General features: G+C 71.2%; 26 protein-coding genes and 1 riboswitch. Of the genes, 12 read left to right on the plus strand and 14 right to left on the minus strand.

Features of this window, described 5'->3' with window-relative positions; translation table 11 throughout:
- Nucleotides 1–33: 33 nt before the first annotated feature.
- The 6 genes from ACYVLP_RS02070 to ACYVLP_RS02095 are packed head-to-tail and all read right to left on the minus strand — an operon-like array spanning nt 34 to nt 5,798.
- Complete coding sequence (locus tag ACYVLP_RS02070) at nt 34–882, minus strand: adenosylcobinamide-GDP ribazoletransferase (RefSeq protein ID WP_460625678.1); 849 nt, start codon at nt 880–882, stop codon at nt 34–36.
- 4 nt (nt 883–886) lie between these two features.
- On the minus strand, nt 887–1,483 hold the full coding sequence (gene cobU, locus ACYVLP_RS02075) for a bifunctional adenosylcobinamide kinase/adenosylcobinamide-phosphate guanylyltransferase (RefSeq protein ID WP_460625679.1): 597 nt from the start codon (nt 1,481–1,483) through the stop codon (nt 887–889).
- Nucleotides 1,480–2,349, minus strand: coding sequence for an ECF transporter S component (locus ACYVLP_RS02080; protein ID WP_460625680.1), 870 nt, complete (start codon nt 2,347–2,349; stop codon nt 1,480–1,482). The genes cobU and ACYVLP_RS02080 overlap by 4 nt, the downstream gene beginning before the upstream one ends.
- On the minus strand, nt 2,346–3,968 hold the full coding sequence (locus tag ACYVLP_RS02085) for an ABC transporter ATP-binding protein (RefSeq protein WP_460625681.1): 1,623 nt from the start codon (nt 3,966–3,968) through the stop codon (nt 2,346–2,348). The genes ACYVLP_RS02080 and ACYVLP_RS02085 overlap by 4 nt, the downstream gene beginning before the upstream one ends.
- Nucleotides 3,965–5,041 (minus strand): energy-coupling factor transporter transmembrane component T, encoded by a 1,077-nt coding sequence (locus tag ACYVLP_RS02090; RefSeq protein ID WP_460625682.1) that lies wholly within the window; start codon nt 5,039–5,041, stop codon nt 3,965–3,967. The genes ACYVLP_RS02085 and ACYVLP_RS02090 overlap by 4 nt, the downstream gene beginning before the upstream one ends.
- Before the next feature lie 19 nt (nt 5,042–5,060).
- Nucleotides 5,061–5,798, minus strand: a complete 738-nt coding sequence (locus ACYVLP_RS02095; protein WP_460625683.1) for an SCO2322 family protein — start codon at nt 5,796–5,798, stop codon at nt 5,061–5,063.
- A 93-nt stretch (nt 5,799–5,891) separates the two neighbouring features.
- A riboswitch (cobalamin riboswitch) is annotated at nt 5,892–6,051 on the minus strand.
- Between the two features lie 47 nt (nt 6,052–6,098).
- On the opposite strand from ACYVLP_RS02095, the gene ACYVLP_RS02100 reads away from it, so the two are divergent.
- Nucleotides 6,099–6,314, plus strand: a complete 216-nt coding sequence (locus ACYVLP_RS02100) for a hypothetical protein (RefSeq protein WP_460625684.1) — start codon at nt 6,099–6,101, stop codon at nt 6,312–6,314.
- Entirely contained in the window at nt 6,311–7,675 is a 1,365-nt protein-coding gene (locus ACYVLP_RS02105) for a serine hydrolase domain-containing protein (RefSeq protein WP_460625685.1), read from the plus strand. Before ACYVLP_RS02100 ends, ACYVLP_RS02105 begins: the two co-directional genes overlap by 4 nt.
- 136 nt (nt 7,676–7,811) lie before the next feature.
- Here ACYVLP_RS02105 and ACYVLP_RS02110 read toward each other — a convergent pair whose 3' ends face one another.
- The 3 genes from ACYVLP_RS02110 to ACYVLP_RS02120 form a co-directional block, all read right to left on the minus strand.
- Nucleotides 7,812–8,390 carry a DUF3043 domain-containing protein gene (locus tag ACYVLP_RS02110; RefSeq protein ID WP_460625686.1) on the minus strand — a complete coding sequence of 193 codons (579 nt, stop codon included), beginning with the start codon at nt 8,388–8,390 and terminating at the stop codon, nt 7,812–7,814.
- A 98-nt stretch (nt 8,391–8,488) separates the two neighbouring features.
- Nucleotides 8,489–9,058, minus strand: a complete 570-nt coding sequence (locus ACYVLP_RS02115; RefSeq protein WP_460625687.1) for a protein-L-isoaspartate O-methyltransferase family protein — start codon at nt 9,056–9,058, stop codon at nt 8,489–8,491.
- 40 nt (nt 9,059–9,098) lie between these two features.
- Complete coding sequence (locus tag ACYVLP_RS02120) at nt 9,099–9,911, minus strand: class I SAM-dependent methyltransferase (protein WP_460625688.1); 813 nt, start codon at nt 9,909–9,911, stop codon at nt 9,099–9,101.
- 74 nt (nt 9,912–9,985) lie between these two features.
- Here ACYVLP_RS02120 and ACYVLP_RS02125 point away from each other — a divergent pair, with 74 nt between their 5' ends.
- A complete protein-coding gene (locus ACYVLP_RS02125; protein ID WP_460625689.1) occupies nt 9,986–11,350 on the plus strand; it encodes a M20/M25/M40 family metallo-hydrolase in 1,365 nt (454 codons plus the stop codon).
- Between the two features lie 60 nt (nt 11,351–11,410).
- Here the strand turns inward: ACYVLP_RS02125 and ACYVLP_RS02130 are convergent, their stop codons facing one another.
- Both ACYVLP_RS02130 and nadA read right to left on the minus strand, forming a co-directional pair.
- The gene (locus ACYVLP_RS02130; protein ID WP_460625690.1) at nt 11,411–12,196 is read right to left on the minus strand and encodes a metallophosphoesterase family protein; all 786 of its coding nucleotides are present in this window, start codon (nt 12,194–12,196) and stop codon (nt 11,411–11,413) included.
- Nucleotides 12,197–12,204: 8 nt separating this feature from the next.
- Nucleotides 12,205–13,419 (minus strand): quinolinate synthase NadA, encoded by a 1,215-nt coding sequence (gene nadA / locus ACYVLP_RS02135; RefSeq protein WP_460625691.1) that lies wholly within the window; start codon nt 13,417–13,419, stop codon nt 12,205–12,207.
- 140 nt (nt 13,420–13,559) lie between these two features.
- Between nadA and ACYVLP_RS02140 the strand changes: the two genes are divergently transcribed.
- The 4 genes from ACYVLP_RS02140 (at nt 13,560) to erpA (ending at nt 17,416) form a co-directional block, all read left to right on the plus strand.
- Nucleotides 13,560–14,378 (plus strand): SDR family NAD(P)-dependent oxidoreductase, encoded by an 819-nt coding sequence (locus ACYVLP_RS02140; protein ID WP_460625692.1) that lies wholly within the window; start codon nt 13,560–13,562, stop codon nt 14,376–14,378.
- A complete protein-coding gene (locus tag ACYVLP_RS02145) occupies nt 14,375–15,505 on the plus strand; it encodes an S-adenosylmethionine:tRNA ribosyltransferase-isomerase (protein WP_460625693.1) in 1,131 nt (376 codons plus the stop codon). The genes ACYVLP_RS02140 and ACYVLP_RS02145 overlap by 4 nt, the downstream gene beginning before the upstream one ends.
- A 206-nt stretch (nt 15,506–15,711) precedes the next feature.
- Nucleotides 15,712–16,878, plus strand: a complete 1,167-nt coding sequence (locus ACYVLP_RS02150; protein WP_460625921.1) for a glycerate kinase family protein — start codon at nt 15,712–15,714, stop codon at nt 16,876–16,878.
- A gap of 160 nt (nt 16,879–17,038) precedes the next feature.
- Nucleotides 17,039–17,416 carry an iron-sulfur cluster insertion protein ErpA gene (gene erpA / locus ACYVLP_RS02155; protein WP_045192555.1) on the plus strand — a complete coding sequence of 126 codons (378 nt, stop codon included), beginning with the start codon at nt 17,039–17,041 and terminating at the stop codon, nt 17,414–17,416.
- Nucleotides 17,417–17,516: 100 nt separating this feature from the next.
- Here the strand turns inward: erpA and ACYVLP_RS02160 are convergent, their stop codons facing one another.
- A complete protein-coding gene (locus ACYVLP_RS02160; protein ID WP_452267844.1) occupies nt 17,517–17,711 on the minus strand; it encodes a hypothetical protein in 195 nt (64 codons plus the stop codon).
- 87 nt (nt 17,712–17,798) lie between these two features.
- Here ACYVLP_RS02160 and ACYVLP_RS02165 point away from each other — a divergent pair, with 87 nt between their 5' ends.
- Both ACYVLP_RS02165 and aat read left to right on the plus strand, forming a co-directional pair.
- Nucleotides 17,799–18,785 carry a carbohydrate kinase family protein gene (locus ACYVLP_RS02165; RefSeq protein ID WP_460625694.1) on the plus strand — a complete coding sequence of 329 codons (987 nt, stop codon included), beginning with the start codon at nt 17,799–17,801 and terminating at the stop codon, nt 18,783–18,785.
- Nucleotides 18,786–18,843: 58 nt separating this feature from the next.
- Nucleotides 18,844–19,518, plus strand: a complete 675-nt coding sequence (gene aat, locus ACYVLP_RS02170; RefSeq protein WP_460625695.1) for a leucyl/phenylalanyl-tRNA--protein transferase — start codon at nt 18,844–18,846, stop codon at nt 19,516–19,518.
- On the opposite strand, the gene ACYVLP_RS02175 is transcribed toward aat, so the two are convergent.
- Complete coding sequence (locus ACYVLP_RS02175; RefSeq protein ID WP_460625696.1) at nt 19,487–19,816, minus strand: sulfurtransferase TusA family protein; 330 nt, start codon at nt 19,814–19,816, stop codon at nt 19,487–19,489. The genes aat and ACYVLP_RS02175 overlap by 32 nt on opposite strands.
- Nucleotides 19,813–20,994 carry a cysteine desulfurase family protein gene (locus ACYVLP_RS02180; RefSeq protein ID WP_460625697.1) on the minus strand — a complete coding sequence of 394 codons (1,182 nt, stop codon included), beginning with the start codon at nt 20,992–20,994 and terminating at the stop codon, nt 19,813–19,815. The genes ACYVLP_RS02175 and ACYVLP_RS02180 overlap by 4 nt, the downstream gene beginning before the upstream one ends.
- 148 nt (nt 20,995–21,142) lie before the next feature.
- Between ACYVLP_RS02180 and ctaC the strand changes: the two genes are divergently transcribed.
- From ctaC to ACYVLP_RS02195, 3 genes are read left to right on the plus strand one after another with little or no spacing between them, the layout of a single operon-like run.
- The gene (ctaC, locus tag ACYVLP_RS02185) at nt 21,143–22,060 is read left to right on the plus strand and encodes an aa3-type cytochrome oxidase subunit II (protein ID WP_460625698.1); all 918 of its coding nucleotides are present in this window, start codon (nt 21,143–21,145) and stop codon (nt 22,058–22,060) included.
- The gene (gene ctaD / locus ACYVLP_RS02190) at nt 22,057–23,817 is read left to right on the plus strand and encodes an aa3-type cytochrome oxidase subunit I (RefSeq protein WP_460625699.1); all 1,761 of its coding nucleotides are present in this window, start codon (nt 22,057–22,059) and stop codon (nt 23,815–23,817) included. Before ctaC ends, ctaD begins: the two co-directional genes overlap by 4 nt.
- Before the next feature lie 5 nt (nt 23,818–23,822).
- Nucleotides 23,823–24,224 (plus strand): cytochrome c oxidase subunit 4, encoded by a 402-nt coding sequence (locus ACYVLP_RS02195; RefSeq protein ID WP_460625700.1) that lies wholly within the window; start codon nt 23,823–23,825, stop codon nt 24,222–24,224.
- Nucleotides 24,225–24,340 lie beyond the last annotated feature (116 nt).

Here is a 24,340-nt window from a genome sequence, read left to right on the forward strand (position 1 = left end):
TGGCCCGCCCTTTCGTCGAGTGAGCGCTCAGTCTCACTGGCCCCAAAGGCCGTTCACGACGGTGGCTGTCACCAAGGCCACGGCCAGGGCGATCTCCATCGCCGCGCCGATGACGTCGCCGGTGATCCCGCGAAGCCGGCGCACGGCGCGGCGGCGGACGGCGACTGCGCCGACGACCCCCGCGAGCACCACGATGACGCCAGCGGCCGCCGCCCGAAGATGTCCGGCCGGGTTCGCGGCCGGCACGGTGAGCCAGCCCACCGCCCCGGCCAGCAGGCAGACGACGACGACCTGGGTCACGACGGCCTTGCGTGACACCGACCCCGCGACCGCCTGACCGAGACCCTCAGGTCGAGCTGCCGGTATGCCGCTGCGCGCGCAGATCGCGGGAGCCAGCCGGCTCGCGAGGAGCGCCGACCCGGCCAGCGTGATCCCGGCATGGTCGACGAGAAGCCCTGAGAGACAGGCGGCGTCCAGGAGGAGCACCAGGACGAGGACCGCCATCCCCGCGGGACCGACATCGCCTTTGCGCATGACGGCCAGCGAGCGCTCGGGGTCGTGGCCGGCCGTCAGCCCGTCCGCGAGATCGGCGAGGCCGTCGAGGTGGAGCGCCCGGGACAGCAGGGCAATGATCGCCAAGGCCAGCGCACCGGCCACCAGTCCGGGCAGCACGCCATGCGTCGCGAGCAGCCCGAGCGCGACCCAGGACACGAGCGCCGGCCCGGTGGTCGCGGGTGCAAGGAGCATCGCCGTGCCGAACGTTCTGACATCGGCGCGCCGGGGATGGCCCACAGGCAGGGCCGTGAAGGTGCCGAAGGCCAGGCGGCAGCCGTTCGTGAGCAGCCGCCCAGGCTGGTCGCCGGGCGCGTCGTTCGCAGACACGGCGTCAGCCACCGGCGGAGCGGGGTGTGCCGCTGGCCCCGACGACAGGGACATTAGTGAGGTCGAGGACGCGACCCGCGACGACGAGGTGGACACGTGCGGCCACCTCCGCCACCGCTGCGTTGAGCCGGCCCAGCTCGTCCTGGAAGAGCCGTCCGGATGCTGTGGTCGCGACGAGGGACCAACCGACCTCGTTCGTCACGACGACGACCGGTTGGGTGGTCGCGCACAGCGACTCGACCAGCTGGGCTGACCGGGTGCGAAGCGCCGCAGCCGCCTTCTCCAGGTCGTCCCAGCCCGTCTGGTCCACGACAGCGGTCACCCAGGTGCCGAGGCAGTCGATGAGCAGCGGTCCGGTCGCACGGTCGATCACCGCGGCGAGCTCGGTCGACTCGACCGTGCGCCACGTCTCGGGTCGCCGGGCCTGGTGGGCCTCGACGCGCCGCGCCCACTCCGGGTCCGACCGGTCGGCGGGCTGTCCGGTCGCGACGTAGGTGACCGCAGCCGACCCGCGGAGCAGCTCTTCGGCGTGCCGGCTCTTTCCGCTACGCACCGGGCCGGTCACCAGGGTCGTCGTCGCTGCTCGCCGGGCGGGACTCACCGGGCGCCTTCCTCACTGCCAGGCGCCTCGGGCTCCGACCTGCCGCCAACGGCAACCGGGACCGGCGGGGGAGCGAACTCGACCGGTGCCCCGAACGCCGCGCGCCGCGCGCCCCGGCGGAACACCCGCAGCAGCGCCGGTCCGGCTGCAAGGACGAGCGCCGCGTTGAGGGCTCCGCGGGGCAGGTCCCAGGCCAGAGACGTGGACAGGTAGAAGAGCACGTAGTGAGCAAGGTTGTCGGACAGGGGTGCTCCCGGCACGAAGCCCATCCCGGTCGGGGCGTTGGCGCCGAGGAAGGGCCAGAACCATAGGTTCATGACGACGCCGTAGGCGAGCCCGGTCACGAGGGCGTACCCGGCAAGGACCCAGCGCTCGGAGCGCGCCCCGGCATGCCCCGGCAGCAGCCCGGCGCCGAGCCCGATGCCGCCCGCACAGATCATCTGGAACGGCAGCCAGGGCCCGATCCCGCCCGTGAGCAGGGCGCCGGTCGTGACAGCCAGCGCACCCGAGACGAAGCCAACCCCCGGACCGAGCACCCGCCCGGCGACGATGACGATGAAGAACATCGGCTCTAGTCCGGCCGTCCCCGCGCTGAGCAGGCGCAGCATGCCCCCAGCCGCAGCCGCTACGCCGAGCACCGCGATCGTCTTCGCGTCCAGGCGTCCGGCAGTCACCTCGGCCAGGCAGACCACGACGAGCAGGCCGAGCAGCAGGGCGAACAGCCACGGTGCGTCGTTCCCGTGGTCGCGCGCGAACCCGGCAGAGACGAAGAACGGCCAGAAGAAGGCGACCAGGCCGACGACGCCGACGATGGCGACGGCCGCAACGGCCGGCCAGCGCAGCGGGATGACACGGTGTCCGGTCATGCCGTCCTCCCGAGGGCTTCGGCGACCTCGTCGACCGTGAGCCAGGTCTGGGGCAGCAGCACCTTGGTCACCTGCGGCGCGAACGCCGGTGAGGACGAGAGGATCTCGCGAGCCGGGCCGTCTGTGACGATCTCCCCGTCGGCCAGGATCACGACGCGATCGGCGATCTCCGCCGCCAGCTCCACGTCGTGAGTGGCGACGAGGACGGCCGTACCTTCGGACGCGAGGCCCGCGAGGACCTTCCCCAGCCGCTTCTTGGCGCCGTAGTCGAGCCCGCGCGTCGGCTCGTCGAGCAGGAGCACCTCGGGCGACGCGGCCAGGATGACGGCCAGCGCGACCTCGAGGCGCTGGCCTTCGGACAGGTCACGCGGATGGGTGGAGCCGTCGATTCCCGACGAGATCCGGTCGAGCAGCCCGCGGGTCGTGCCGGCAGCGGCGCCGAAGTCGGCGTCGGCCGCTGCACACTCGGCCGAGACGGAGTCAGCGTAGAGGAGCAGCTCGGGCTGCTGGGGCACGAGGCCTACGGTGCGGACTCGCTCACGAGCGGGCACGCCGTGCGGGTCCATCGCGGAAAGGCCCAGCCGGACGCGCCCTGAGGCCAGCCGGTGCTGCGCTGCGAGGGCTCCGAGAAGCGTGGACTTGCCGGCACCGTTACGGCCCATCAGGGCCGTGACAGACCCCTGCGCCACCACCAGGTCGAGATCGTCGATGACGATCCTGCCCGCGCGGGTGACTCGCGCGCCGGAGACGCTGATCGCGTCACGCGGACCGGCACTGCGGAGTGTCGCGGTCACTTCGGGAGGGCTCGCGCCGAGAGTCTCGCGCAGAGCCGCGGCTCGTCGGCGCGCGTCACGGATGGACAGGGGAGTGGGCGACCAACCGGCAAGGCGCGAGAGTCCCACGACGGGTGGGAAGATGCGGGACCGGCTCATCGCCTCGGCCGGATCGAGCAGAGCCGACACAGTGCCGTCGTCGACGAGGACGACACGGTCGGCGTGATGCACCACCCGCTCGAGCCGGTGCTCGGCGAGGACCACCGTCACTCCGAGATCGTGCACGATGCGATGCAGGGACGCGAGGACCTCTTCGGCCGCTACCGGGTCGAGCGCCGAGGTCGGCTCGTCGAGCACGAGGATCCGCGGGCCGGCGGCGAAGAGCGCCGCGATGGCGACCCGCTGCTGCTGCCCGCCGGAGAGCGCGGCCAGGGGCCGCGAGCGCAGCGGCGTCAGCCCGAACAGGTCGAGCGTCTCCTCGACCCGCCGCCGGATGGTGGTGGAGTCCAGGCCCAACGTCTCCATCCCGTAGGCGACCTCGTCCTCGACGACGTCAGTGACGAACGTGGAGGAGGGGTTCTGCTCGACGAGCCCGACGACCGTGGCCAGGTCGCGCGGCCGGTGCTGCGCCGTGTCCAGACCGTCGACGGTGACCCGCCCACGCAGGGTGCCACCGCTGAAATGCGGGACGAGGCCGTTCACCGTGCGCAGCAGGGTCGACTTGCCGCTGCCGGTGGGGCCCACGACGAGCACCAGCTCGCCTTCCGGGATCTCCAGCGTGACGTCACGAAGGCTGGGACCCGGCGCGCCGGCATACTCCACGGACACCTGTTCGAAGACGATCACGGGGTCACCTCCCGGGGTCTGGGCGTGAGCCAGGCCGGCAGCGCGGCGACCAGGATCGCGACCACGGCAAGCAGCGGAACTGCCGGGAGCTCGGCCTGCTGGCCCGGCACGATGCCCGGCCAGCCTTGGGCGGAGGCGACGACGAGCACAGCCCCCGGGACCGCCCCCGCGAGGACGGTCAGGGTCTCGGTCCACGCCCAGCGGTCGCGGCGGTGTCCGGACCGGTGGTCGCGCGATGCGCCGACGAGCAGGCTCGCCGCGGCCAGGGCAGCGCCGGCGAGCAGCAGGGGCAGGCCGAGCACGCCGCCCGCCGAGGAGTCCAGCAGGCCGTAGAGGCCGGCGAGGACGCCCGCGAGGCCGGCCAGCGCGAGGCCGGTGGCCAGCTTGCGGCTCGAGGACGTCATCGTGACGGCCCGCCCGTAGCCGCGGGACTCCATCGACGCGGCGAGAGCCAGCGAGCGCTCGAACGCCGTCTCGAGCACCGGCACGGCGAGGCGCGCCAGCTCGCGCAGCCCGCGTCCGTCCCTCCCGCGCAGCGTGCGGGCGGCACGGACGTTGCGGGCGTCCGTCACCAGCTGGGGCGCGAACGTGAGCCCGACGACCACCGCCGTGCCTATGTCGTAGAGCGTGGCAGGCAGGTAGCGCAGCAGGCGTCGCGGGCTCGCCAGAGCGTTGGCCGCACCGAGGCACGCGAGGATCGCCGCGAGCCGAAGGGCGTCGTATGCGGCATACAGCAGCGACTCGAGCGTGACCTCACCGCCGATGCGGATGCTCGAGGCCCAGTCGGGCAGCGGCACCTGCGGGATCGTGAACAGTGGTGTGTCGCCGCGGATGCCGTTGCCCAGCACGGCCGTCATGACGACACGGAAGGCGACGACGGTCACCCCGACGACGAGGAACGCCAGGAGCACGTTCGGAGTCGCCGGGTCGCGGCGCTCGCTCACGACGAGCACGCACACCCCGATGACGAGCAGGAGCAGGACCGGGTTCGTGGTGCGGGACGCAGCTGTCGCGAGCCCCAGCCCCCACAGCCACCAGGCTGCGGGGTGCTGGAGTCGGGGACGGAGCTGCATCAGAGGCCGGTCCTCCTTCTCAGGCGTCGCTGCCGGCGCGAGACCGCGCCCGGTAGACCAGGTAGGCGATGAGCGCGAGCAAGGCCAAGCCGACGATGAGGTATGCCGCCGTCGACCCTCCGCTGCTGCTCGACGCCGGCTGGGCGGCCGCGTCGGCGGGAGCGGTCGTCGACGGTGTGGCTGACGTGCTGGCGGCCGGTGCAGCGATGGTGACCGCCGTGTCAGCGGCCTTCGCCTCGGCGCTGACCTCCTTGACCTCGCCGCCGCAGCCCGAGGCCGGATAGCCGGCGACCGAGCAGATGAGTCCCTTCTCGACCCGCAGCTCGCCCGCGGCCTTGAGCACCTCGGTGCTCGTCCCCTTCTCCGGGACCACGGCGCAGACCGCCTTCGGCTCGGGCGGGGTCGCGGCGTTCTCGGAGTCGGCAGGGCGCCCGAAGTCCACGACGACCGCGACCCGCTTGCTGCCGGCCTGCGGCGCCGTCGAGCCACACACCTGCTCGAAGGTCATGACCGCGCGGGGAAAGCGGCTCGAGCTCTCGTCACCGACGGCATACCGCCAGCCGTCGATGGACCCGTCGGCGGGGACGGTCTGGTCGGGACCCTTCTGGGCGAACACCCACGCGCCGTTCTCGAGCTGGTAGAAGCCCCAGAACCGGTAGGCCGCTGCCTGGGCGGGCGCGACGGTGAGCGCGCCCAGGAAGGCTGCGACGAGCAGGGCAAGGACGACCCGGAGCGGGCCGCGACGAACAGGGGACACGGTTACCTCCTCGCGGTCGGACACCGTGTCGGACCTCGACCATCGGGTCGGCCCGGCAGGGTGACTCCGGTCCGCATTCCACGACAGACTGACAAAGGAGCCGGTAAGGGCGCGGGTTTTCCGGCTGGTCGCCTGGCGGGGCAGGGCCTCGTGCGAGCGGCATCACGGTTGCGGGTCAGCGCCGGATTCTCACCGGCTTGCCCCGTCGTCCTTCGGTACTGCGAACCGTGGCACGCCCGTGGGGGGTCCGTCAAACACGCCCCATGCGGCCTCGGTGGACGCGCCAACTAGGGTGACGCCATGAGCGGTGACTGGACCTGGCTGTATCTCGACAACCACGGCAACAGCATGGCCGGGGAGGGCCTGGCCACCAGCGGCTTCCCGACCCAGAGCGATGCCGAGAGCTACCTCGGAGAGTCGTGGCGTGAGCTGCTCGCTGCGGGTGTCGAGGCGGTCACGCTCCGTCAGAACGACGCCGTCGTCTATGGCCCGATGAGCCTGCGAGCGGCCGAATGAGCGCCGTGGACGCCGCGGCCGCTTCGGGGTCGCTCTCCGACGGGCTGGAGCGCTCGCTGCTCCGTCAGGTGGTCGCCGCGCAGAAGGAGTGGCGGTCGCCAGGGGTCAGCGTCGGAGTGGTGCGGGACGGCCGGCTCGTGTGGTCGGCACACGTCGGATCAGCTCGTCTCGGCGAGACGCCGGTCGCTGCCGACGACGACACCCAGTTCATGATCGGTTCGGTCACCAAGACCTTCACGGCGCTGGCCGTGATGTCCTTGCGCGACGAGGGCCGCCTGAGCCTCGACGACCAGCTGGGGACGTTCCTGCCCGGCACCAGGCACGCTCAGGTGCCGCTGCGGCAGATGCTGGCTCATGCCTCGGGACTGCAGCGCGAGCCGGTGGGCAATATCTGGGAGATTCTCGAGGCCCCTGACCGTGCCGCGTTCCTCGACGGCGTCGAGGAGGCCGAGCAGGTCCTTCCTGCGCACCACGCGTTCCACTACTCCAACCTCGCCTACGGACTTCTGGGCCAGGTGATCGAGCAGGTCACCGGGCAGGACTGGGAGGACGTCGTGCGAGCGCGGGTCCTCGAGCCCCTGGGGATGACCCGCACCGGCCTCGAGCCGGCCGACGACCGCGCCCTCGGCTACCAGATCGACCCGTACGCGGGGACCGCCCGCGAAGAGCCGCTGTTCACACTGAACGCCACGGCACCGCTCGGCGGCCTGTGGTCCACCGTGGCCGACCTGGCCAGGTACGCCGCGTACGTCGCCGACCCAGACGACCGGGTCGTGCGGCCGGAGACGGTCGAGGAGATGTGCCGGCCGCTGATCATGACCGATGTCGACGGCTGGAGCGGGGCATACGGCCTCGGCTTCGGCATGGGCCGCCGCGGCGACCGTGTCTATGTCGGGCATGGCGGCGCCATGCCCGGCTACCTCGCCGGCCTGCGAGTGCGCCGCAAGGAGGGACTCGCGGCCGTCGTCTTCGCCAACACGACCTCAGGCGCGCTGCCGCTGACGCTCGCGACCGACCTCGTCGACTCGGTCCTCGAGGCGGAGCCGACCCTGGCCCCGGCGTGGGTTCCCGAGTCGGCCCACCCTGAGCTCGACGAGCTGCTCGGGCTGTGGTGGTCCGAAGGGTCGCCGCTGACCTTCTTCGTGCGCGAGGGCGAGCTCTGGTCGCGCCTCAGCGAGGACGAACCGCTCTCCGAGACGCGGTATGCGGCTGACGGCCCGGATCGCTACCGCGCCGTCGCCGGGCGCGAGCGCGGCGAGGTGCTCGAGGTCGTCCGCGCGTCCGACGGGTCGGTCGAGAAGCTGTACTTCGCGACGTATGCCGTCACGCGGCAGCCGCTCGCTTTCGCCGACCTGCTGTGAGTTGTCTGGGCTCGCTCCGCTCGCCGTGTTCGGCGCGCCTTCACGTCGCGCCTTCCCTCCTCGGCTGGCTCGCTGCGCTCGCTTTGCTCGTCGGTCCAGGCGCGACGCGCGCCGAACCATTACACGGGCTCGCCGGTCAGCGGGGACTCTCGCCGCGGGCGACCTGCGGCTTGGGCATCCGGGTGCGGCGCATCTGGAAGGCGCGCATGATGGCGTACCACGCGTCGCCCTTCTCCGAGTGGCCGAACTTGTCGTCGACGCGCCTGCGGATCCGCCGCCACATGAGCATGGCGTCGCCGATCGCGACGAGGATCAGGCCGTAGACGAGGACGAACACCGCGAGCAGGGCCCAGCTGGTCTTCACGAAGCTGAGCAGCAGCACGATCAGCATGATCGGGAGCATGAACTCGCCGATGTTCCACCGGGCATCGACGCTGTCGCGGATGAAGCGACGGCGGGGCCCCTTGTCTCGAACGGGCAGGTAGCGCTCGTCGCCGGTCATCATGCCGGCACGCTGCTTGGCCATCGCCTCGCGGCGGGCCGTCTTGTCGGTGGAACGAGCGGCCTTGCGGTCGGTCACGATGAGCGGACGCTTGTTGAGCGCCTCCTGGTCGCGCCGCTTGGGCGTCGGCCGACCCTTGGCGCCGGATCGGTCGGTCTGCGTCTCGACCTGGGGTGCGAGCTCGTCGTTGAGGGTCTTTTTGCGTCCGAACACGGGGACACTCTAAGCCGCGCGGGCCCCTGAGCCTGAATCCGCCCGAATCCACGCCCATTCGGTGCCCCAACGGGCACTCGTGGCACGCGCCACGACCGTCACTCCCGCCTCTGCCGCAACGGGACGAAGCGGTAGAGACCGTGCGTGCTCGTCGTCAGCTCGTCCCGGTCGAGCTCCACGAGCGTCATCCGGCTCTGGATCGGCAGGACCATCCGGCCGGGGTCGGCCAGCTGGTCGACCAGCGGCTGCGGTAGCGAGGTCGCCTCAGCCGACACGAGCACCCGGTCGAAGGGTGCGTGCTCGGGGTCGCCGAGCACGTCCGGCGCGGCCTCGTGGATCGTGGCCCACGGCATACCGCACCCGGCGAGGTTGGACGCGCCCCAGCTGACCAGGTCCGGCTCGAGCTCGACCCCGACCACCTCGCCCTCGGGGCCGGTGAGGTGAGCAAGCAGGGCGGTCGTCCATCCCGAGCCCGAGCCGACGTCCAGCACTCGCTGGCCCGGCTGCACGTCCAGCAGCCTGAGCATGTCGGCCACGGTGCGGGGCTGGGAGTTGGTCTGGCCGTGGCCGATGTGGATCGGACCGTCGTGGCCGGCGCGCCAGCGCGCTCCTCGCGGCAGGAAGCGCGCCCGCGGAACCGCGATGAAGGCCTCGTCGACCGGGTCCATGCTCCGAGTCAAGCACCACTCGCCCGTCCTGCGGCGGCTGTCAGCTGGGACGGGGCCGGGCGATGAGGTGCAGGAGGGTGCCGAGGCGGCGATACGGCTCGGTTGCGCCGAGGCGGTCCTCGACGTCGAGGAGGGCCGACAGCTCTGGCTCACCCGGGGCCGGGGTGTCGACGGCGACGCCGTCGGTCGCGACGCGAATGCCGTACCACGCTTCCATGGTGAGACCGGCTGCCGCGCAGGCAGATTCGAGAGACGTGAGCGTGTCGGCCCGAGCGTCGACGCCGATCTCGTTGCGGTAGCGCGCATCCCGGCCCTCGGCTGCCGCCCGCGCGATCTCGTCGAGCATCGAGATGGCCCCCGCCCAGTCGTGCCGCGCGGCAGGTCGCCAGGCCATGGCGTCGCCGTTGCGCGCAACGACGGAGACGACGCCTCCCGGCGCCGCGTGGCGCGCCAGAGCCCTGATCGCGGCTGCGCTCTCCGGGAGGTACATGAGCACGCCGTGGCACATGACGACGTCGTATGCCGTCGGGCGCGCCACCGTCGCGAGCCCGGTCAGGTCGGCGGCGAGGAGGGTCACGCGGGCGCGCTGCTCCTCGGTCAGCGCGGCGGCGGCCCGCTCGAACTCGCTGCGCATCCGTGGGTCGGGCTCGACCGCGGTGACAACGTGGTCGCGGGCGGCGAGTCGCAGGGCCTGGGTGCCCTGGCCCGCGCCGACGTCGAGCACCCGGAGTGGTCCCGGGGGCAGGTGCCTGTCGAGCTGCCGGCTCACGAGCTCCTGCCGGACGACGTTGCGCAGGTTGCCCAGCCGCTCCAGCCAGGGCTCCTGACCTGCCGCGAACGCGTTCTCTCCCATGCCCTGCAGAACCTACCGCCAGGCGCCGACAACGCCCTTCGAGTGGATGACGGGCGGCTGGATAGAGTCGGCGGGTGACCGAAGACGTGCTCGCTCCCGACCAGATCCAGTCCATCCGCGACCGCGTGGCCCAGCTGATGCCGCAGGTCCAGGCCGACCTCGAGGCGCTGACCCGCATCCCGAGCGTCTCGCTCGGGTCGTTCCCGCAGCAGCACGTCGACGAGAGCGCAGAGGCCGTCGCCGCCCTCCTGCGCGCGGAGGGTCTCGACGTCGAGATCGTGCGTGAAGGCGGCCGCCCCGCCGTGATCGCGCACATCGACGGCCCGGAGGGCGCACCGACGGTCACGCTCTACGCGCACCATGACGTCCAACCGCCTGGAGACGATGCGGACTGGGCCAGCAAGCCCTTCGAGCCGACCGAGCGCGACGGGCGGCTCTACGGGCGCGGCGCGGCTGACGACAAGGCCGGCGTCATGGCTCACGTGGCCGCACTGCGCGCCCACGCCGGCAACCTCCCGGTCGGCGTCACGGTCTTCGTCGAGGGGGAGGAGGAGATCGGCTCGGACTCGCTCGCGACGATCCTCGAACGGCATGGCCACAAGCTCGAGGCCGACGCGATCGTGCTGGCCGACTCGACGAACTGGGACATCGGCACCCCCGCCCTCACGACGACGCTGCGCGGCATGGTGCGCGTGGTCGTCACCGTGCGGACGCTGGACCACTCTGTGCACTCCGGCATGTTCGGTGGCGCGGCACCCGACGCGATCATGGCGCTCATGCGGCTGCTGGCCACGATGCACGACGACGCGGGCAACGTCGCGGTCGCGGGCTTCGAGCCGACGGAGGCCGCTGACCTCGACTACGACGAGGCCCGGCTGCGTTCGGAGTCCGGGCTGCTGGACGGGGTCGACGTGATCGGCTCCGGCTCGATCCTCAGCCGCATCTGGACCAAGCCCGCCATCACGACGATCGGGATCAACGCCCCGTCCGTCGAGACGGCGTCGAACACCCTGGTGGCTGCCGCGTCGGCGAAGGTGTCGATGCGCATCCCGCCGGATGCGGACCCGGCCCATGCCTTCCAGCTGCTCAAGGGCCACCTCGAGCAGCACGCGTCGTGGGGCGCCAGGGTCGAGGTCGCGCTCGACGAGCACGGCAGCGGGTTTGCCGCCGATGCCGACGGCCCCGTGTATGACCAGGCACGCGCCGCCTTCGCCGACGCGTGGGGCGCCGACCCGGTCGACATCGGCGTCGGTGGGTCGATCCCCTTCGTCGCGTCGTTCGCCGAGCGTTTCCCGAACGCCGCGATCCTCGTCACCGGGGTCGAGGACCCCGACACCCGGGCCCACGGGGCGAACGAGTCGCTGCACCTCGGCGAGTTCGCGAAGGTGTGCACCGCCGAGGCCGTCCTCCTGGCGCGTCTGGGCGCGCTGCCCCGCTGACCGGCCACTCAAGCAGCGTGCCCGAGTCACCCACGGCATACCTCACCAGCAGGGGGCGCCTCAGCTGACGGGCAGCGACGACCCGCGGTACAGCTGCTCACGCAGCTCCAGGGCGTATGCCTCCACCCCCGGCATACCGAGCTCGGCGGCGACGGCGATCTCCGCCTCGACGTCGTAGGGCACCCGCACGAACCCGATCGTCACGTGGCCAGCCGCCCCGGGATCCGGGTCGTCCGGGTCGTCGGGCTCGCCCTCGAGGATGACGTAGGGCGCGCCGGGGGCGTCCAGGGCGTTGCCCACCGACCCGGCATTGAAGACCGTGATGCCGTAGTCGACGGCCAGGTAGGCGCCGTGGATGTCGCCATATCCGACGATCGTCGGCACGGGGCCGTCGCCGGTGAAGCCGGTCTGGGCGACGAACGCGCGGAACTCCGCCTCCTCCGTCGGCGTGAAGACGCGGGTGAACTCGCTGACGGGCGAGGCATGGAAGAGCCGGATCGGCTGTCGGCTCAGCGTGAGCTCATGGACGTTCGGCAGCGCTCCGAGCCAGCTGAGCTCCGACGGTGACAGCCCGTCGCGGACCCACTGCGCGTGCTGCCAAGGCTGGACAGTGTCGCGGGCGATGAACGCGTCCCAGTTGCCGCGAACGGTGACGGCGCATCGGTCCTGCGTCAGGCGAATGCACTCAGACCCGCGCGGACCCTTGCCGACGACGTCACCGAGGTTGAAGACCGGCTCGATACCGCGGCGTTCGATGTCCGCCAGCACCGCCTCGAGCGCCGTGAGATTGCCGTGGACATCGGAGATCACCGCGACCCGGTGGAGGTCGCCAGAGGCGCTCGGCACCGGGGCCCTCAGTCCTTGTGGGTCGTGCCGGGCAGGGCGAGCATCCGGTCGAGCGCGGCCCGAGCCTCGGCCTGCACCTGTGGGTCGACTCGGATCGGGTTGACCACGCGCCCCTCGACGAGCGACTCGAGCGCCCAGACGAGGTGCGGCAGGTCGATGCGGTTCATCGTCGAGCAGTAGCAGACGTTCTTCTCGAGGAAGGCGATCCGCTGGGCCGGGAACTGCGTCGCCAGACGTCGCACGAGGTTGAGCTCGGTGCCCACGACCCACGACGTGCCGTCCGGCGCTGCCGCGATCGTCTGGATGATCTTCTCGGTCGACCCGACCTCGTCGGCCAGCTCCACGACCTCGTAGCGGCACTCGGGGTGCACGATAACCTTGACGTCCGGGATCTCGCGTCGAGCAGTCTCCACCGCGTCGACCGAGAAGCGCCCGTGCACGGAGCAGTGGCCGCGCCAGAGGATCATCCGGGCGCTCGTGAGCTGCTCGGCGGTCAGGCCGCCGTTCGGACGGTGCGGGTCCCACACGACGCAGTCGTCCAGTGAGAGCCCGAGCTCGCGAACGGCGGTGTTGCGACCGAGGTGCTGGTCCGGCAGGAAAAGGACCTTGCCGGTGCCGCTGCCGTCCAGCCCGAGCCCGCCGACCTGCTCGAACGCCCAGTCGAGGGCGGTCCGCGCGTTGGACGACGTGCAGATCGTGCCGCCGTGGCGCCCCGTGAAAGCCTTGATGGCGGCCGAGCTGTTCATGTACGTGACGGGGATCGTCTGGTCCGCGACACCCGCCGCATGCAGCTGCTCCCAGCAGTCCTCGACCTGGGCGATCGCCGCCATGTCGGCCATGGAGCAGCCGGCCGCGAGGTCAGGGAGGATCACCGTCTGGTCGTCCCCCGTGAGGATGTCGGCAGACTCGGCCATGAAGTGCACGCCACAGAAGACGATGTACGGCGCGTCGGGTCGTGCGGCCGCATCTCTCGCGAGCTTGAAGGAGTCCCCGGTGACATCCGCGAACTCGATGACCTCGTCGCGCTGGTAGTGGTGACCGAGCACGAACACGCGGTCGCCGAGAGCGGCCTTGGCCGCCCGGGCGCGTTCGACGAGGCCCGGGTCGGAGGGGGCAGGAAGGTCGCCCGGGCACTCGACGCCGCGCTCGGTGTGCAGGTCGGTGCCCTGGCCGAGCACGAGCAGGGGCAGCGGGGCCGGTGCCGAGGCCGTGTCCGTCGTCATGCCCAGATCGTATGCCGCCGGGCCGGGTCGACCGCCCAGTGGTCCATGCGTGGATCGATGTCGGTGCTTGACTTCAAGTCACCTTGATGTTCGACGCTGAGCGCAGCAGGGCACCCCGGCCCTGGAGCAAAGGAGACGACATGCCAACCGCACTCATCACGGGCGCGACCCGCGGCCTGGGCCGGGCGCTCGCGAGCGCCCTCGCGGATCGGGGCTGGCGCCTCGTCGTCACGGCCCGTGGTACCTACGACCTCAGCGACACGGTCACCGACCTTTCCGGCCGCACTGCCTCTCCTGGGACCCTCTCGACTCCGGCCGGCGACGCGACCGTCGTCGGCGTCGTCGGCGATGTCGCCGACGCCGTGCACCGTCGCGAGGTCGTCGCCGCAGTGGCCGAGCTGGTCGGGGACGCCGGGCTCGACCTGCTCGTCAACAACGCCAGCACGCTGGGCCCGGTGCCGCTGCGTCCGGTGCGGGACCTGACGACTGACGACCTGGCAGCGGTGCTCGCTGTCAACGTCCTCGGGCCGCACGATCTCGTGCGGAGCCTGCTTCCCGCCCTGGAAGTGGCCCGTGGGGCCGTCGTCAACGTGTCCTCCGACGCGGGGGTGGAGCACTACGAGACCTGGGGCGGCTACGGCGCCTCGAAGGCCGCGCTCGACCACCTCACGCTGACGCTGGCGCAGGAGGCAGACGGCATTCGGGCGTATGCCGTGGACCCGGGCGACATGCGCACCGCGATGCACCAGGACGCGTTCCTCGGCGAGGACATCAGCGACCGGCCGCTCCCGGAGGAGGTTGCGGTGCCGGGGATCCTGGCTCTGCTCGACGCCAGACCGCCAAGCGGTCGCTACCGGGCCGCTGACCTCAGGGAGGGCGCGGCCGGTGGCTCGAGCGAGGCGAGCGCGGGCGACACCTCGGATCGCACGGCGGCTGAGCACCCGGCGGTGGTCTCGTGACTGCTGCGCTCGCACACCAGCCGCACACCGCGTTCCGGCCGACCGACGACCTGACCGCCGACGCCCCGCCGGAGGCTCGAGGAGTCCGCCGCGACGGCGTCCGGCTCCTGGTGGCTGCGCAGGCCGCCACCGACAGCGGTGGCGCGACGTCCGTGACCCACACGACCTTCGACCACATCGGTGAGCACCTGCGTCCCGGTGACCTGCTCGTGGTGAACAACTCGGCGACGGTCGCCGCCGAGACCGACGGCCGACTCGCGGGTCGGGGCTCGGTCGTCGTCCACGTCGCCACCGAGCTCGACGACTGCAGCTGGGTCGTCGAGCTGCGCACCGCGCCGGACGGTGCGCGCCCGATCCTCGATGCGACTGACGGCGACCTGGTCGAGCTCCGCGGCGGGCGCGGCGCCCGTGGTGCCGCGCCGCGACTGCGCCTCGAGGCGCCGTACCCGGAGCCCGGGTCCTCGCCGAGCGGTCGCGGGAACCGACTCTGGCGTGCGGCTGAGCTCGGCGACTGCGGCCTCGCCGCATACCTTCGCGTCCATGGCAGGCCGATCGCCTACGGCTACCTGCGCTCCCGGTTCCCGCTCGCCGACTACCAGACCGTCTTCGGTCACCTGCCCGGCAGCGCCGAGATGGCCAGCGCGGCACGCCCGTTCACGCACGAGCTCGTGACGCGTCTGGTCTCGGCGGGGATTCTCGTGTCGCCGGTGACGCTGCATACGGGCCTCTCCTCGCAGGAGGCAGGTGAGGCGCCGCAGCCGGAGCGGTTCGCGGTGTCGGGCAGCACCGCTGCGCTCGTCAACCACGTGCGCACCCGCGGAGGCCGGGTCGTCGCGGTCGGGACGACGGCGACGCGGGCGCTGGAGTCGGCGACGGACGAGTTCGGGCTCGTCCATGCGGCGGCCGGCTGGACCGACCTCGTGATCTCTCCCGTGCGCCCGGCCCGGGTCGTCGACGGTCTTGTCACCGGATGGCACAACCCCGACGCCTCGCACCTGCTCCTCGTCGAGTCCGTGGCCGGGCCGGAGCTGACCCAGGTGGCGTACGACGCCGCGGTCGAGCACCGCTACGCGTGGCACGAGTTCGGCGACTCGGGACTGTTCCTGCCCGCCCGGCAGGTGACGTAGGAGACCGCATGGGACGACGCGGCCACTCGACCGGAGAGGTCGCGTGGAACGACGCGGCCACTCGACTTGAGAAGCCGCGCACCCGTCACGTCGAGTGGCCGCTCCGTCACACCCCCGTCAGGGTCGAGTGGTCGCTCTGTCACACCCCGTCAGGGTCGAGTGGCCGCTCCGCCTCACCAGTCAGACGGAGTGGGAGGATGCCGCACGTGCACGTCATCCTCGCTCCGGACGGCTACACCGGGTCTCTCACTGCGCAGCAGGCTGCCGCCGCGATGGCGGACGGGTGGGCCCGTTCGGCACCGCACGACACGCTGACGCTCGTGCCGCTCTCGGACGGCGGGCCCGGCTTCGTCGACGTGCTCGCGGCCAACCTCGACGGCGAGATGCAGGCGGTGGTCGCGACGGACCCCCTCGGCCACGAGGTGCCCGCGACGATCCTGCTCGTCGACGGCGCCGCCGAGCGGACGGCATACGTCGAGTCTGCGCAGGCCGCCGGGCTCCACCTGCTCGCTCCGGACGAGCGCGACCCGACGAGAACGACCACTTACGGGGTCGGGACGCTCGTGCTCGCAGCCCTCGACGCCGGGGCCCGGCGGGTCGTGGTGGGTCTCGGCGGGTCGGGCACCAACGACGCCGGTGCGGGGCTGCTGGCAGCGCTGGGGGTCGGCAGCGTGGCCCGGCTCGCCCGGGGCGGCCTGGCCCTCGAGGTCACGACCGTCGACGACGTGGCCGGCCTGGACGCGGCGCGTGACCGACTGTCCGGCGTCGACCTCGTCATCGCGAGCGACGTCGACTCGCCCCTGCTCGGCCTCAAGGGCGCGAGCGCCGTGTTCGCTCCGCAGAAGGGTGCCTCCGAGGAGGACGCTCAGCGACTCGAGAACGCCCTCGGTCACTTCGCCGACATCGTGTCCCGGGTCAGGCCCCCGGCACGAGACCTGCTCACCGGCAACCTGCTCCGCCCGGAGCGGGAGCCCGGAGCGGGAGCAGCAGGCGGCCTCGGGTACGCGCTGCACCTACTCGGTGCACGACGCGTGTCCGGGGTCGAGGCCGTGCTCGACGCGGTCGGGTTCGGCGACCTGCTGGCCGACGCCGACCTCGTCGTGACGGGGGAGGGCTGCTTCGACTGGCAGTCCCTGCGAGGCAAGGTCGTCGTCGGCGTCGCCGAGTCCGCAGCCCGCGTGGGGATCCCGGCCATCGCCATCCCGGGGCAGTCGCTGGTCGGCCGCCGCGAGTCGATGGCAGCCGGCCTGGCCGCTGTGTATGCCGTCGCCGACCGTCCGGAACACGTTGCCGCCTCCCTCGCCGACCCCGTCGGACAGCTGACCGCACGCACCGCCAGAGTGGCACGGACCTGGTCGCCGTCCACATCGTGAGCCACCGCGAGCCCATCGTGAGCCCATCGTGAGCCGGAGAACACGGCGGGGATGCGTGGCGCGAGGCGCACCCGACGTATCCTGGGGTGACCGGGAACAGATCCGGCATGGCATGGGTTGTCACTCCTGACCCGTGCTCCACGACGTGAAGGACCAACACATGAGTGTCGAGACGAACGCTTCTCCCGCCGAGGTTCAGACCGAGGCTCCCGCCCACGGTGTCGTGCTGACGGACGTCGCCGCGACGAAGGTCAAGAGCCTCCTCGAGCAGGAGGGTCGTGACGACCTCCGTCTCCGCGTGGGCGTCCAGCCCGGCGGCTGTTCCGGCCTGATCTACCAGCTCTACTTCGACGAGCGCACCCTCGACGGTGACCTCGTCCGCGACTTCGACGGCGTCGAGGTCGTCGTCGACCGCATGAGCTCGCCGTATCTCGAGGGCGCGACCATCGACTTCGCCGACACGATCGAGAAGCAGGGCTTCACGATCGACAACCCCAACGCCGGCAGCAGCTGCGCCTGCGGCGACTCCTTCAGCTGATCCCAGCTCGTCGCCGGACCCCAGACCGGCAACCACGAAGGGCCCGACCGTCACCGGTCGGGCCCTTCGCGATGTCAGGCACTGCTGCGGTCAGCCGGCGTCAGCTGCCGTAGTCGCCGAGACCCAGTAGCATCCGCGGCGCCTCCTCCGGCACGACGATGTCGACGTGCTGGGGCTGCCATGCCGGCGGCGCGGTGCGAGGGAGGGAGAGGTCCCGGCAGTCCTCGACGAGCTCGGCAACGCTGCCCGAGTCGAGCCCGTCTCGTGGCGAGGGGAACTCCAGTGCCTGGCTCATGGATCAACGCTAGGTCGCCGGCTTCCTGCTGAACACCCGTACCAGCGGGTAGGTCGCAGCGGTGTCCCACGCGCTAGGTTCTCTGCTGTGCAGATCGCAATCACCGGATCCATCGCCACCGACCATCTGATGACCTTCGACGGCCTCTTCGCCGACTCGCTCGTCGTGGAGCAGCTCGACAAGATCTCTCTGTCGTTCCTCACCCAGGACCTCCAGGTCCGGCGTGGCGGCGTCGCGGCGAACATCGCCTTCGGCATGGCGAACCTCGGCCTGCGGCCAGTGCTCGTCGGCGCGGTGGGGGAGGACTTCACGGACTACCGCTCCTGGCTCGAGCGCCACGGGGTCGACTGCGGCTCGGTGCACTACTCCGCGTCGCAGCACACGGCCCGCTTCATCTGCACCACGGACCGCGACATGGCCCAGATCGCGACTTTCTATGCGGGGGCGATGTCCGAGGCACGCGACATCGAGCTCGCGCCGGTGGCAGCGCGCGTCGGCGGCCTCGATCTCGTGGTCGTCGGCGCCAACGACCCGGAGGCGATGCTGCGCCACTCCGACGAGTGCCGGTCGCGCGGCATACCGTTCGCGGCGGACCCGTCCCAACAGCTCGCGTTCTGTGACGGCGACACCATCGAGCGGCTCGTCGACGGCGCCGAGTACCTGTTCACCAACGAGTACGAAAGCCACCTGGCCTGCCAGAAGACCGGGTGGAGCGAGGACGAGCTCGCCGAGCGGGTCCGCGTCCAGGTCAAGACCCGCGGCAAGGACGGCGTGACCATCCGGGTGCGCGGCGAGGACCCGATCGACGTGGGCATCGCCCGGGAGGTGCGCAAGGCCGACCCGACCGGCGTGGGCGACGCGTTCCGTGCCGGCTTCCTCACCGGCCTGGCCAACGACCTGCCGATGAAGCGATGTGCCGAGCTGGGGTCGATGCTCGCGACCTACGTCATCGAGACGGTCGGCACCCAGGAGTACGAGCTGGGCCAGACGCGGTTCCTGCAACGGCTGACCGAGGCGTACGGCCCTGAGTCGGCCGCCGAGATCGGTCCCCGCATCCGCTGCCCCCGTCCTTGACCCCGCCCGCCTGACGGTCACCGATACCAAGCGCCGAACGAGAGCCGAAGCGGTCACCGTGCCCACGCCACCGCCACCGACGCCCTGGGACTTCGCGCTGGACCGCGTTCCGGACGGGGAGGACCTCATCGGCATCGGCGCCGACCTCGAGCTCGGCACACTGTACGAGGCGTACTCGATCGGCGTCTTCCCGATGGGCATCGGCGACCACGGCAGCGAGCCGATCGGGTGGTGGTCACCCGACCCGCGCGGAGTCCTCCGCCCCAGCGAGCTCAAGGTGAGCCGGTCGTTGCGAAAGTCGTTGCCCCGCTTCGAGATCCGGGTGGACAGCGCCTTCGGAGCGGTCGTCGCGGCCTGTGCCTCGCCCGACCGCGAAGGGCGCTGGATCACCCCGCAGATCGCGACGGCATACCACGCCCTGCACGAGGCGGGATGGGCTCACTCGGTCGAGACGTGGCAGGGCGGCGAGCTCGTCGGCGGGCTCTACGGCGTGGCGATCGGAGGGCTCTTTGCGGGGGAGTCGATGTTCCACCGCGTTCGCGACGCGTCCAAGGCCGCACTCGTCGGCCTGCGTGACCTGCTCGTCGTCGATGGGGACCCCCGCCGTCTCATCGACGTCCAGTGGCAGACGCCGCACCTGGCCACGCTGGGCGTGCGCGAGGTGCCGCGCGCGGACTACCTCGCGATGCTGCCGGCCGTGCTCAGCGCCCCGTTGCCGGCGCGCTGGGCCTGAGCAGCTCGACGACGTATGCCGTGTGGTCGCCCTCGTCGCGCGACGTGACGTAGCGGTGGCCGCGCATCCGGCACCAGGCCGGGATGTCGTGCGCGGCAGCCGGGTCGGTGGCCAGAACCGTCACGGCGCGCAGTGCCGGCTGCTCGCTGACCACCCGAGCCAGCCGGATCACCGGCAGCGGGCATCGCTCGCCGCGGGAGTCCACCACCACGTGGCCACTGTCGGGCACCTCGGCGGGCACCTCGGCGGGCACCTCGGCGGGCACTTCGCCGGGTATGTCCCTCTGCTGGCCCGTCACAGGTCGGCCACCCCCAGCTGCTCGCGCACCGAGCGAACGGTCGGTCCGATCGCGGCACAGAAGTCCTCGACATCGGCCGCGACGCCGGGCGAGACGGCCAGCAGAGGGAGGGTGATCCTGACGTTGCCGTGAGTGAGCACACCCATGGCGGCTAGGACATGGCTCGGTTCGAGGGTGCTCGACGTGCAGGCCGAGCCGCTCGCCACGGCGAACCCCGCCGCGTCGAACGCGCCGACCACGACCTCTCCGTCGACGTACAGGCTGGAGAAGGTCACCACGTGGGGAAGCCGGTCAACCGGGTCGCCGACAACCTGCGTGTCCGGGACGGCTGCTGCTGCGGTCCGCACCATGTCGACGAGGCGTCGCTCGACCGCGTCGTCCGCGCTGCGTGTCGCCTGGGACTGCTGCCAGGCCTCGGCCGCCGAGAGTGCCAGCGGCACCCACGGCGTCACGTCGGTGCGACCGTGCTCGACGTCCGCGCGGGCGTCGGGCCAGCTCCAGCGCACGCCGTCGCGCACCACGAGCACACCGAGTGGTGGACCGCCCCACGACCGGGCGTCGCCGACCAGGACCTCCCAGTGCGGCGGCACGGGCTCGCGCCCCAGTGACGCCATGGCGTCGACCACCAGAGGTATGCCGTTGGCCTCGGTCGCCGCGTGGGCGCCCTCGAGCGGCTGGCGGGTGCCGACCTCGCCGTTCGCGCTCTGCAGCGCCGCCACGACCGTGCCAGGGGCCGTCAGCGCCGCGCGCCAGGCGTCGAGGTCGACCCGGCCCGTCTCGTCGACGGGGATCTCCGCGAGCAGGCCGGGGTCGTCCGCGCGCCCCGACCGCCCGCGGCCAGGGACCAGGACGGCGGAGTGCTCGACCGCGGAGGCCACCGTGCGCGCTCCGCGGCGGCTGGCGGCCGAGAGGAGTCCCTCCAGCGCCCTGGTGAGCGCGCTGGGACCGCTCTGGAGGAAGCTCACCTCGCTCGGTCGGACCCCGATCCCGGCGGCTACCACCTCACGGGCCCGGTCGAGCAGCGCTCGGGCCCGACGCCCCTCGGTATAGAGCCGCGCGGGGTCAGCCCAGCCCGCCTCGACGGCAGCCACGAGAGTGTCGCGGGCGACGGGGTGAAGGGGGCCCGACGCGGCGTCGAGCAGGCGCCTCGCGGGCGTGCCCAGATCGTGACTGACCACGCCGCAACGTTAGCCGCCCCCTGCCGGACAAGGCGCTGGGCAGGGCGGTAGGGTTCGGTGGGTGGGCACAGCGTGCCCTGAGATCGACGTGAACTCGCTCGAATGTGCGCGCGCCGCGCACTCACGAACGGAACGAAAGGTGCACCTGGTGCCTGAGCACGATGAGACGCCCGCGGGAGCGCCGGTGGTGACCCGGGCCCGAGGGCGACGCAGGGCGATCCGCATGGCGGGGCTCGCCGCGGTGGCCGGTCTGGCGCTGACAGGCTGCCAGGGCCGGATCCAGAACGGCTACCTCCCGCAGCCGGTCTCCGACAGCGGCTACCGCGTCGAGAACCTCTGGATCGGCAGCTGGATCGCCGTGCTTCTCGTCGGCTTCCTCACGTGGGGCCTGATGATCTATGCGGCCGTCCGGTTCCGCAAGCGCAAGGGTGACGAGACGCTGCCCGTCCAGCTCCGGTACAACGTGCCGATGGAGCTGCTCTACACCGTCATCCCGGTGTTCATGGTCGCGGTCTTCTTCTACTACACCGCCCGCGACGAGTCGGCCCTCACCAGCACCAGCCAGAAGCCCGACCTGACGATCAGCGTCGTGGCCAAGCAGTGGAGCTGGGACTTCAACTACATCGACTCGAACGTCCACGAGAGCGGCGTCCACGTCCAGCTCGACGGCACCACGGGCAAGCGCGCCGACATGCCGGTGCTCTTCCTGCCCGTCGACAAGCGGGTCGAGTTCGTGCTCAACGCGCGCGACGTCATCCACAGCTTCTGGGTGCCGCAGTTCATGATGAAGATGGACATGATCCCGGGCAAGACGAACAAGTTCCAGCTCGTGCCCACCCAGACCGGCGAGTTCCAGGGCAAGTGCGCCGAGCTGTGCGGCGCCTACCACTCCGAGATGCTCTTCATGGTCAAGGTCGTCACCCAGCAGGAGTACGACCAGGAGATGGCGCACCTGGCGTCCATCGGTCAGACCGGCCTGATCCCCGTCGACGCGAGCCGCGAGAAGATGGTCCCGGCCGACGCTGACAAGATCCCCGCACCCGCCCGCACTGGGAGCAACCAATGACCTCCGCAACCGTGAACCGCGAGGCCCAGGTTCCGGCCTCGATGGCGCGTCCGCGCCTGGCGAAGGGGCAGACCTTCGTCAAGTGGGTGACGACGACCGACCACAAGGTGATCGGCAACCTCTACTTCATCACCTCCTTCATCTTCTTCCTGCTCGGCGGCATCATGGCCCTGCTCATCCGGGCCGAGCTCATGGCGCCCGGCCTGCAGGTGGTGGACAACCAGGAGCAGTTCAACCAGCTGTTCACGATGCACGGCACGATCATGCTGCTGCTTTTCGCGACTCCGCTGTTCGCCGGGTTCACCAACGCCCTCATGCCGCTGCAGATCGGTGCGCCCGACGTGGCGTTCCCGCGGCTCAACATGTTCGCCTACTGGCTCTACCTGTTCGGTGGCCTGATCGCCTCCGCAGGCTTCCTCACGCCGTCGGGCGCGGCCGCGTTCGGCTGGTTCGCGTACGCGCCGCTGTCGGACGTCAGCTATACGCCGGGCCTCGGCGGGGACCTGTGGGTCTTCGGCCTCGCGCTCGCCGGCTTCGGCACCATCCTCGGTGCGGTCAACTTCGTGACCACCATCGTGTGTATGCGCGCGCCGGGCATGACGATGTTCCGGATGCCGATCTTCACGTGGACCGCGCTGGTCACCTCGCTGCTGATCCTCATCGTGTTCCCGATCCTCGCGGCCGCGCTGTTCGCGCTCGGCGGCGACAGACGGTTCGGGATGCATATCTTCGACCCGGAGAACGGCGGTGCCATGCTGTGGCAGCACCTGTTCTGGTTCTTCGGCCATCCGGAGGTATACGTCATCGCCTTGCCCTTCTTCGGCATCATCAGCGAGGTCCTGCCGGTCTTCTCGCGCAAGCCGATCTTCGGGTACAAGACGCTGGTCTTCGCCACGATCGCGATCGCCGCCCTGTCGGCGAGCGTCTGGGCGCACCACATGTACGTCACCGGTCAGGTGCTGCTGCCCTTCTTCGCGGTCATGACGATGCTCATCGCCGTGCCGACCGGCGTGAAGTTCTTCAACTGGATCGGCACCATGTGGGGCGGCAAGGTCGTCATGGCGACCCCCATGTGGTGGGCGATGGGCTTCCTCATCACCTTCCTGTTCGGCGGTCTGACCGGCATCATCCTGTCCAGCCCGGCCCTCGACTTCCACCTCTCCGACAGCTACTTCGTCGTGGCGCACTTCCACTACACCGTCTTCGGCACCGTCGTGTTCGCGATGTTCGCCGGGTACTACTTCTGGTGGCCGAAGCTCACCGGCCGCATGCTCGACGAGCGGCTCGGGAAGATCCACTTCTGGATGCTCTTCATCGGCTTCCACACGACCTTCCTCATCCAGCACTGGCTCGGTGTCGAGGGCATGGCCCGCCGATACCCCGACTACCTGCCGGAAGAGGGCTTCCAGGCGGCGAACATCGTGTCGAGCTGCGGCGCGTTCCTGCTCGGCGCCTCGATGATCCCGTTCGTCTACAACGTCTGGAAGACGTGGAAGAAGGCCCCCCTCGTCGAGTCCGACGACCCGTGGGGCTACGGCGCCTCGCTCGAGTGGGCGACCTCGTGCCCGCCGCCGCGGCACAACTTCACGTCGCTGCCGCGGATCCGCTCCGAGCGGCCCGCGTTCGACCTGCACCACCCCGAGGCCGCAGCCGGATACTCTCCCGTGGCCGACCAGGGCACCCTCGTGCAGGTCATGGGCGGCGCTGACACCGCCGAGCACGAGCCGGCGACCACCACCGACAGGCGTGAGGACTGACCCCGATGCGCGTCGAGACCAAGCTCTTCATCTACCTGTTCGTCTTCTTCGTCCCGGTGACCCTGATCTACGGGTTCTGGACCAAGTGGACCGAGCCGATCGGGCTCACCGCCCTGGTGCTGACCGGCGGCCTGTTCCTGCTGTCCGGCTTCTACTTCTGGATGACCGGCAAGAAGCTGCCGCTGCGCCCCGAGGACAACGTCTCCGGCGAGATCGCCGAGGCCGAGGGCAACTACGGCTACTTCGTCGCCAGCTCCTGGACCCCGCTGTGGCTCGGCGCCTCCGGCGCGCTCTGCTTCGCCGGTCTCGCGATCGGGTGGTGGCTGTTCATCATCGGCGCCTTCTTCGGCGTCGTCGCGGTGTGCCTGTGGGTCTTCGAGTCCTTCTCGGGCGAGTACTCCATCTGAGGCCACGCCCGACGAACGTGAGGCCCGGTCGCTGACGCGCCGGGCCTCACCCGTTCCCGAACATGCCGAAGGGGAAGGCGCCTGGCCTTCCCCTTCAGTCGTCTGGCTTCCTTCAC

The sequence above is a fragment of the Intrasporangium mesophilum genome (genome assembly GCF_054783095.1).

Excerpts from the sequence above, each read along its gene's own strand:
- ACYVLP_RS02115 (WP_460625687.1), bottom strand. The coding sequence starts at position 9,058 with ATGGACCCGGTCGACGAGGCCTTCATCGCGGTTCCGCGGGCGCGCTTC.
- ACYVLP_RS02120 (WP_460625688.1), bottom strand. The coding sequence starts at position 9,911 with ATGGGAGAGAACGCGTTCGCGGCAGGTCAGGAGCCCTGGCTGGAGCGG.
- ACYVLP_RS02140 (WP_460625692.1), top strand. The coding sequence starts at position 13,560 with ATGCCAACCGCACTCATCACGGGCGCGACCCGCGGCCTGGGCCGGGCG.
- ACYVLP_RS02080 (WP_460625680.1), bottom strand. The coding sequence starts at position 2,349 with ATGACCGGACACCGTGTCATCCCGCTGCGCTGGCCGGCCGTTGCGGCC.
- ACYVLP_RS02160 (WP_452267844.1), bottom strand. The coding sequence starts at position 17,711 with ATGAGCCAGGCACTGGAGTTCCCCTCGCCACGAGACGGGCTCGACTCG.
- ACYVLP_RS02090 (WP_460625682.1), bottom strand. The coding sequence starts at position 5,041 with ATGCAGCTCCGTCCCCGACTCCAGCACCCCGCAGCCTGGTGGCTGTGG.
- nadA (WP_460625691.1), bottom strand. The coding sequence starts at position 13,419 with ATGACGACGGACACGGCCTCGGCACCGGCCCCGCTGCCCCTGCTCGTG.
- ctaD (WP_460625699.1), top strand. The coding sequence starts at position 22,057 with ATGACCTCCGCAACCGTGAACCGCGAGGCCCAGGTTCCGGCCTCGATG.
- erpA (WP_045192555.1), top strand. The coding sequence starts at position 17,039 with ATGAGTGTCGAGACGAACGCTTCTCCCGCCGAGGTTCAGACCGAGGCT.
- ACYVLP_RS02195 (WP_460625700.1), top strand. The coding sequence starts at position 23,823 with ATGCGCGTCGAGACCAAGCTCTTCATCTACCTGTTCGTCTTCTTCGTC.
- ACYVLP_RS02100 (WP_460625684.1), top strand. The coding sequence starts at position 6,099 with ATGAGCGGTGACTGGACCTGGCTGTATCTCGACAACCACGGCAACAGC.
- ACYVLP_RS02105 (WP_460625685.1), top strand. The coding sequence starts at position 6,311 with ATGAGCGCCGTGGACGCCGCGGCCGCTTCGGGGTCGCTCTCCGACGGG.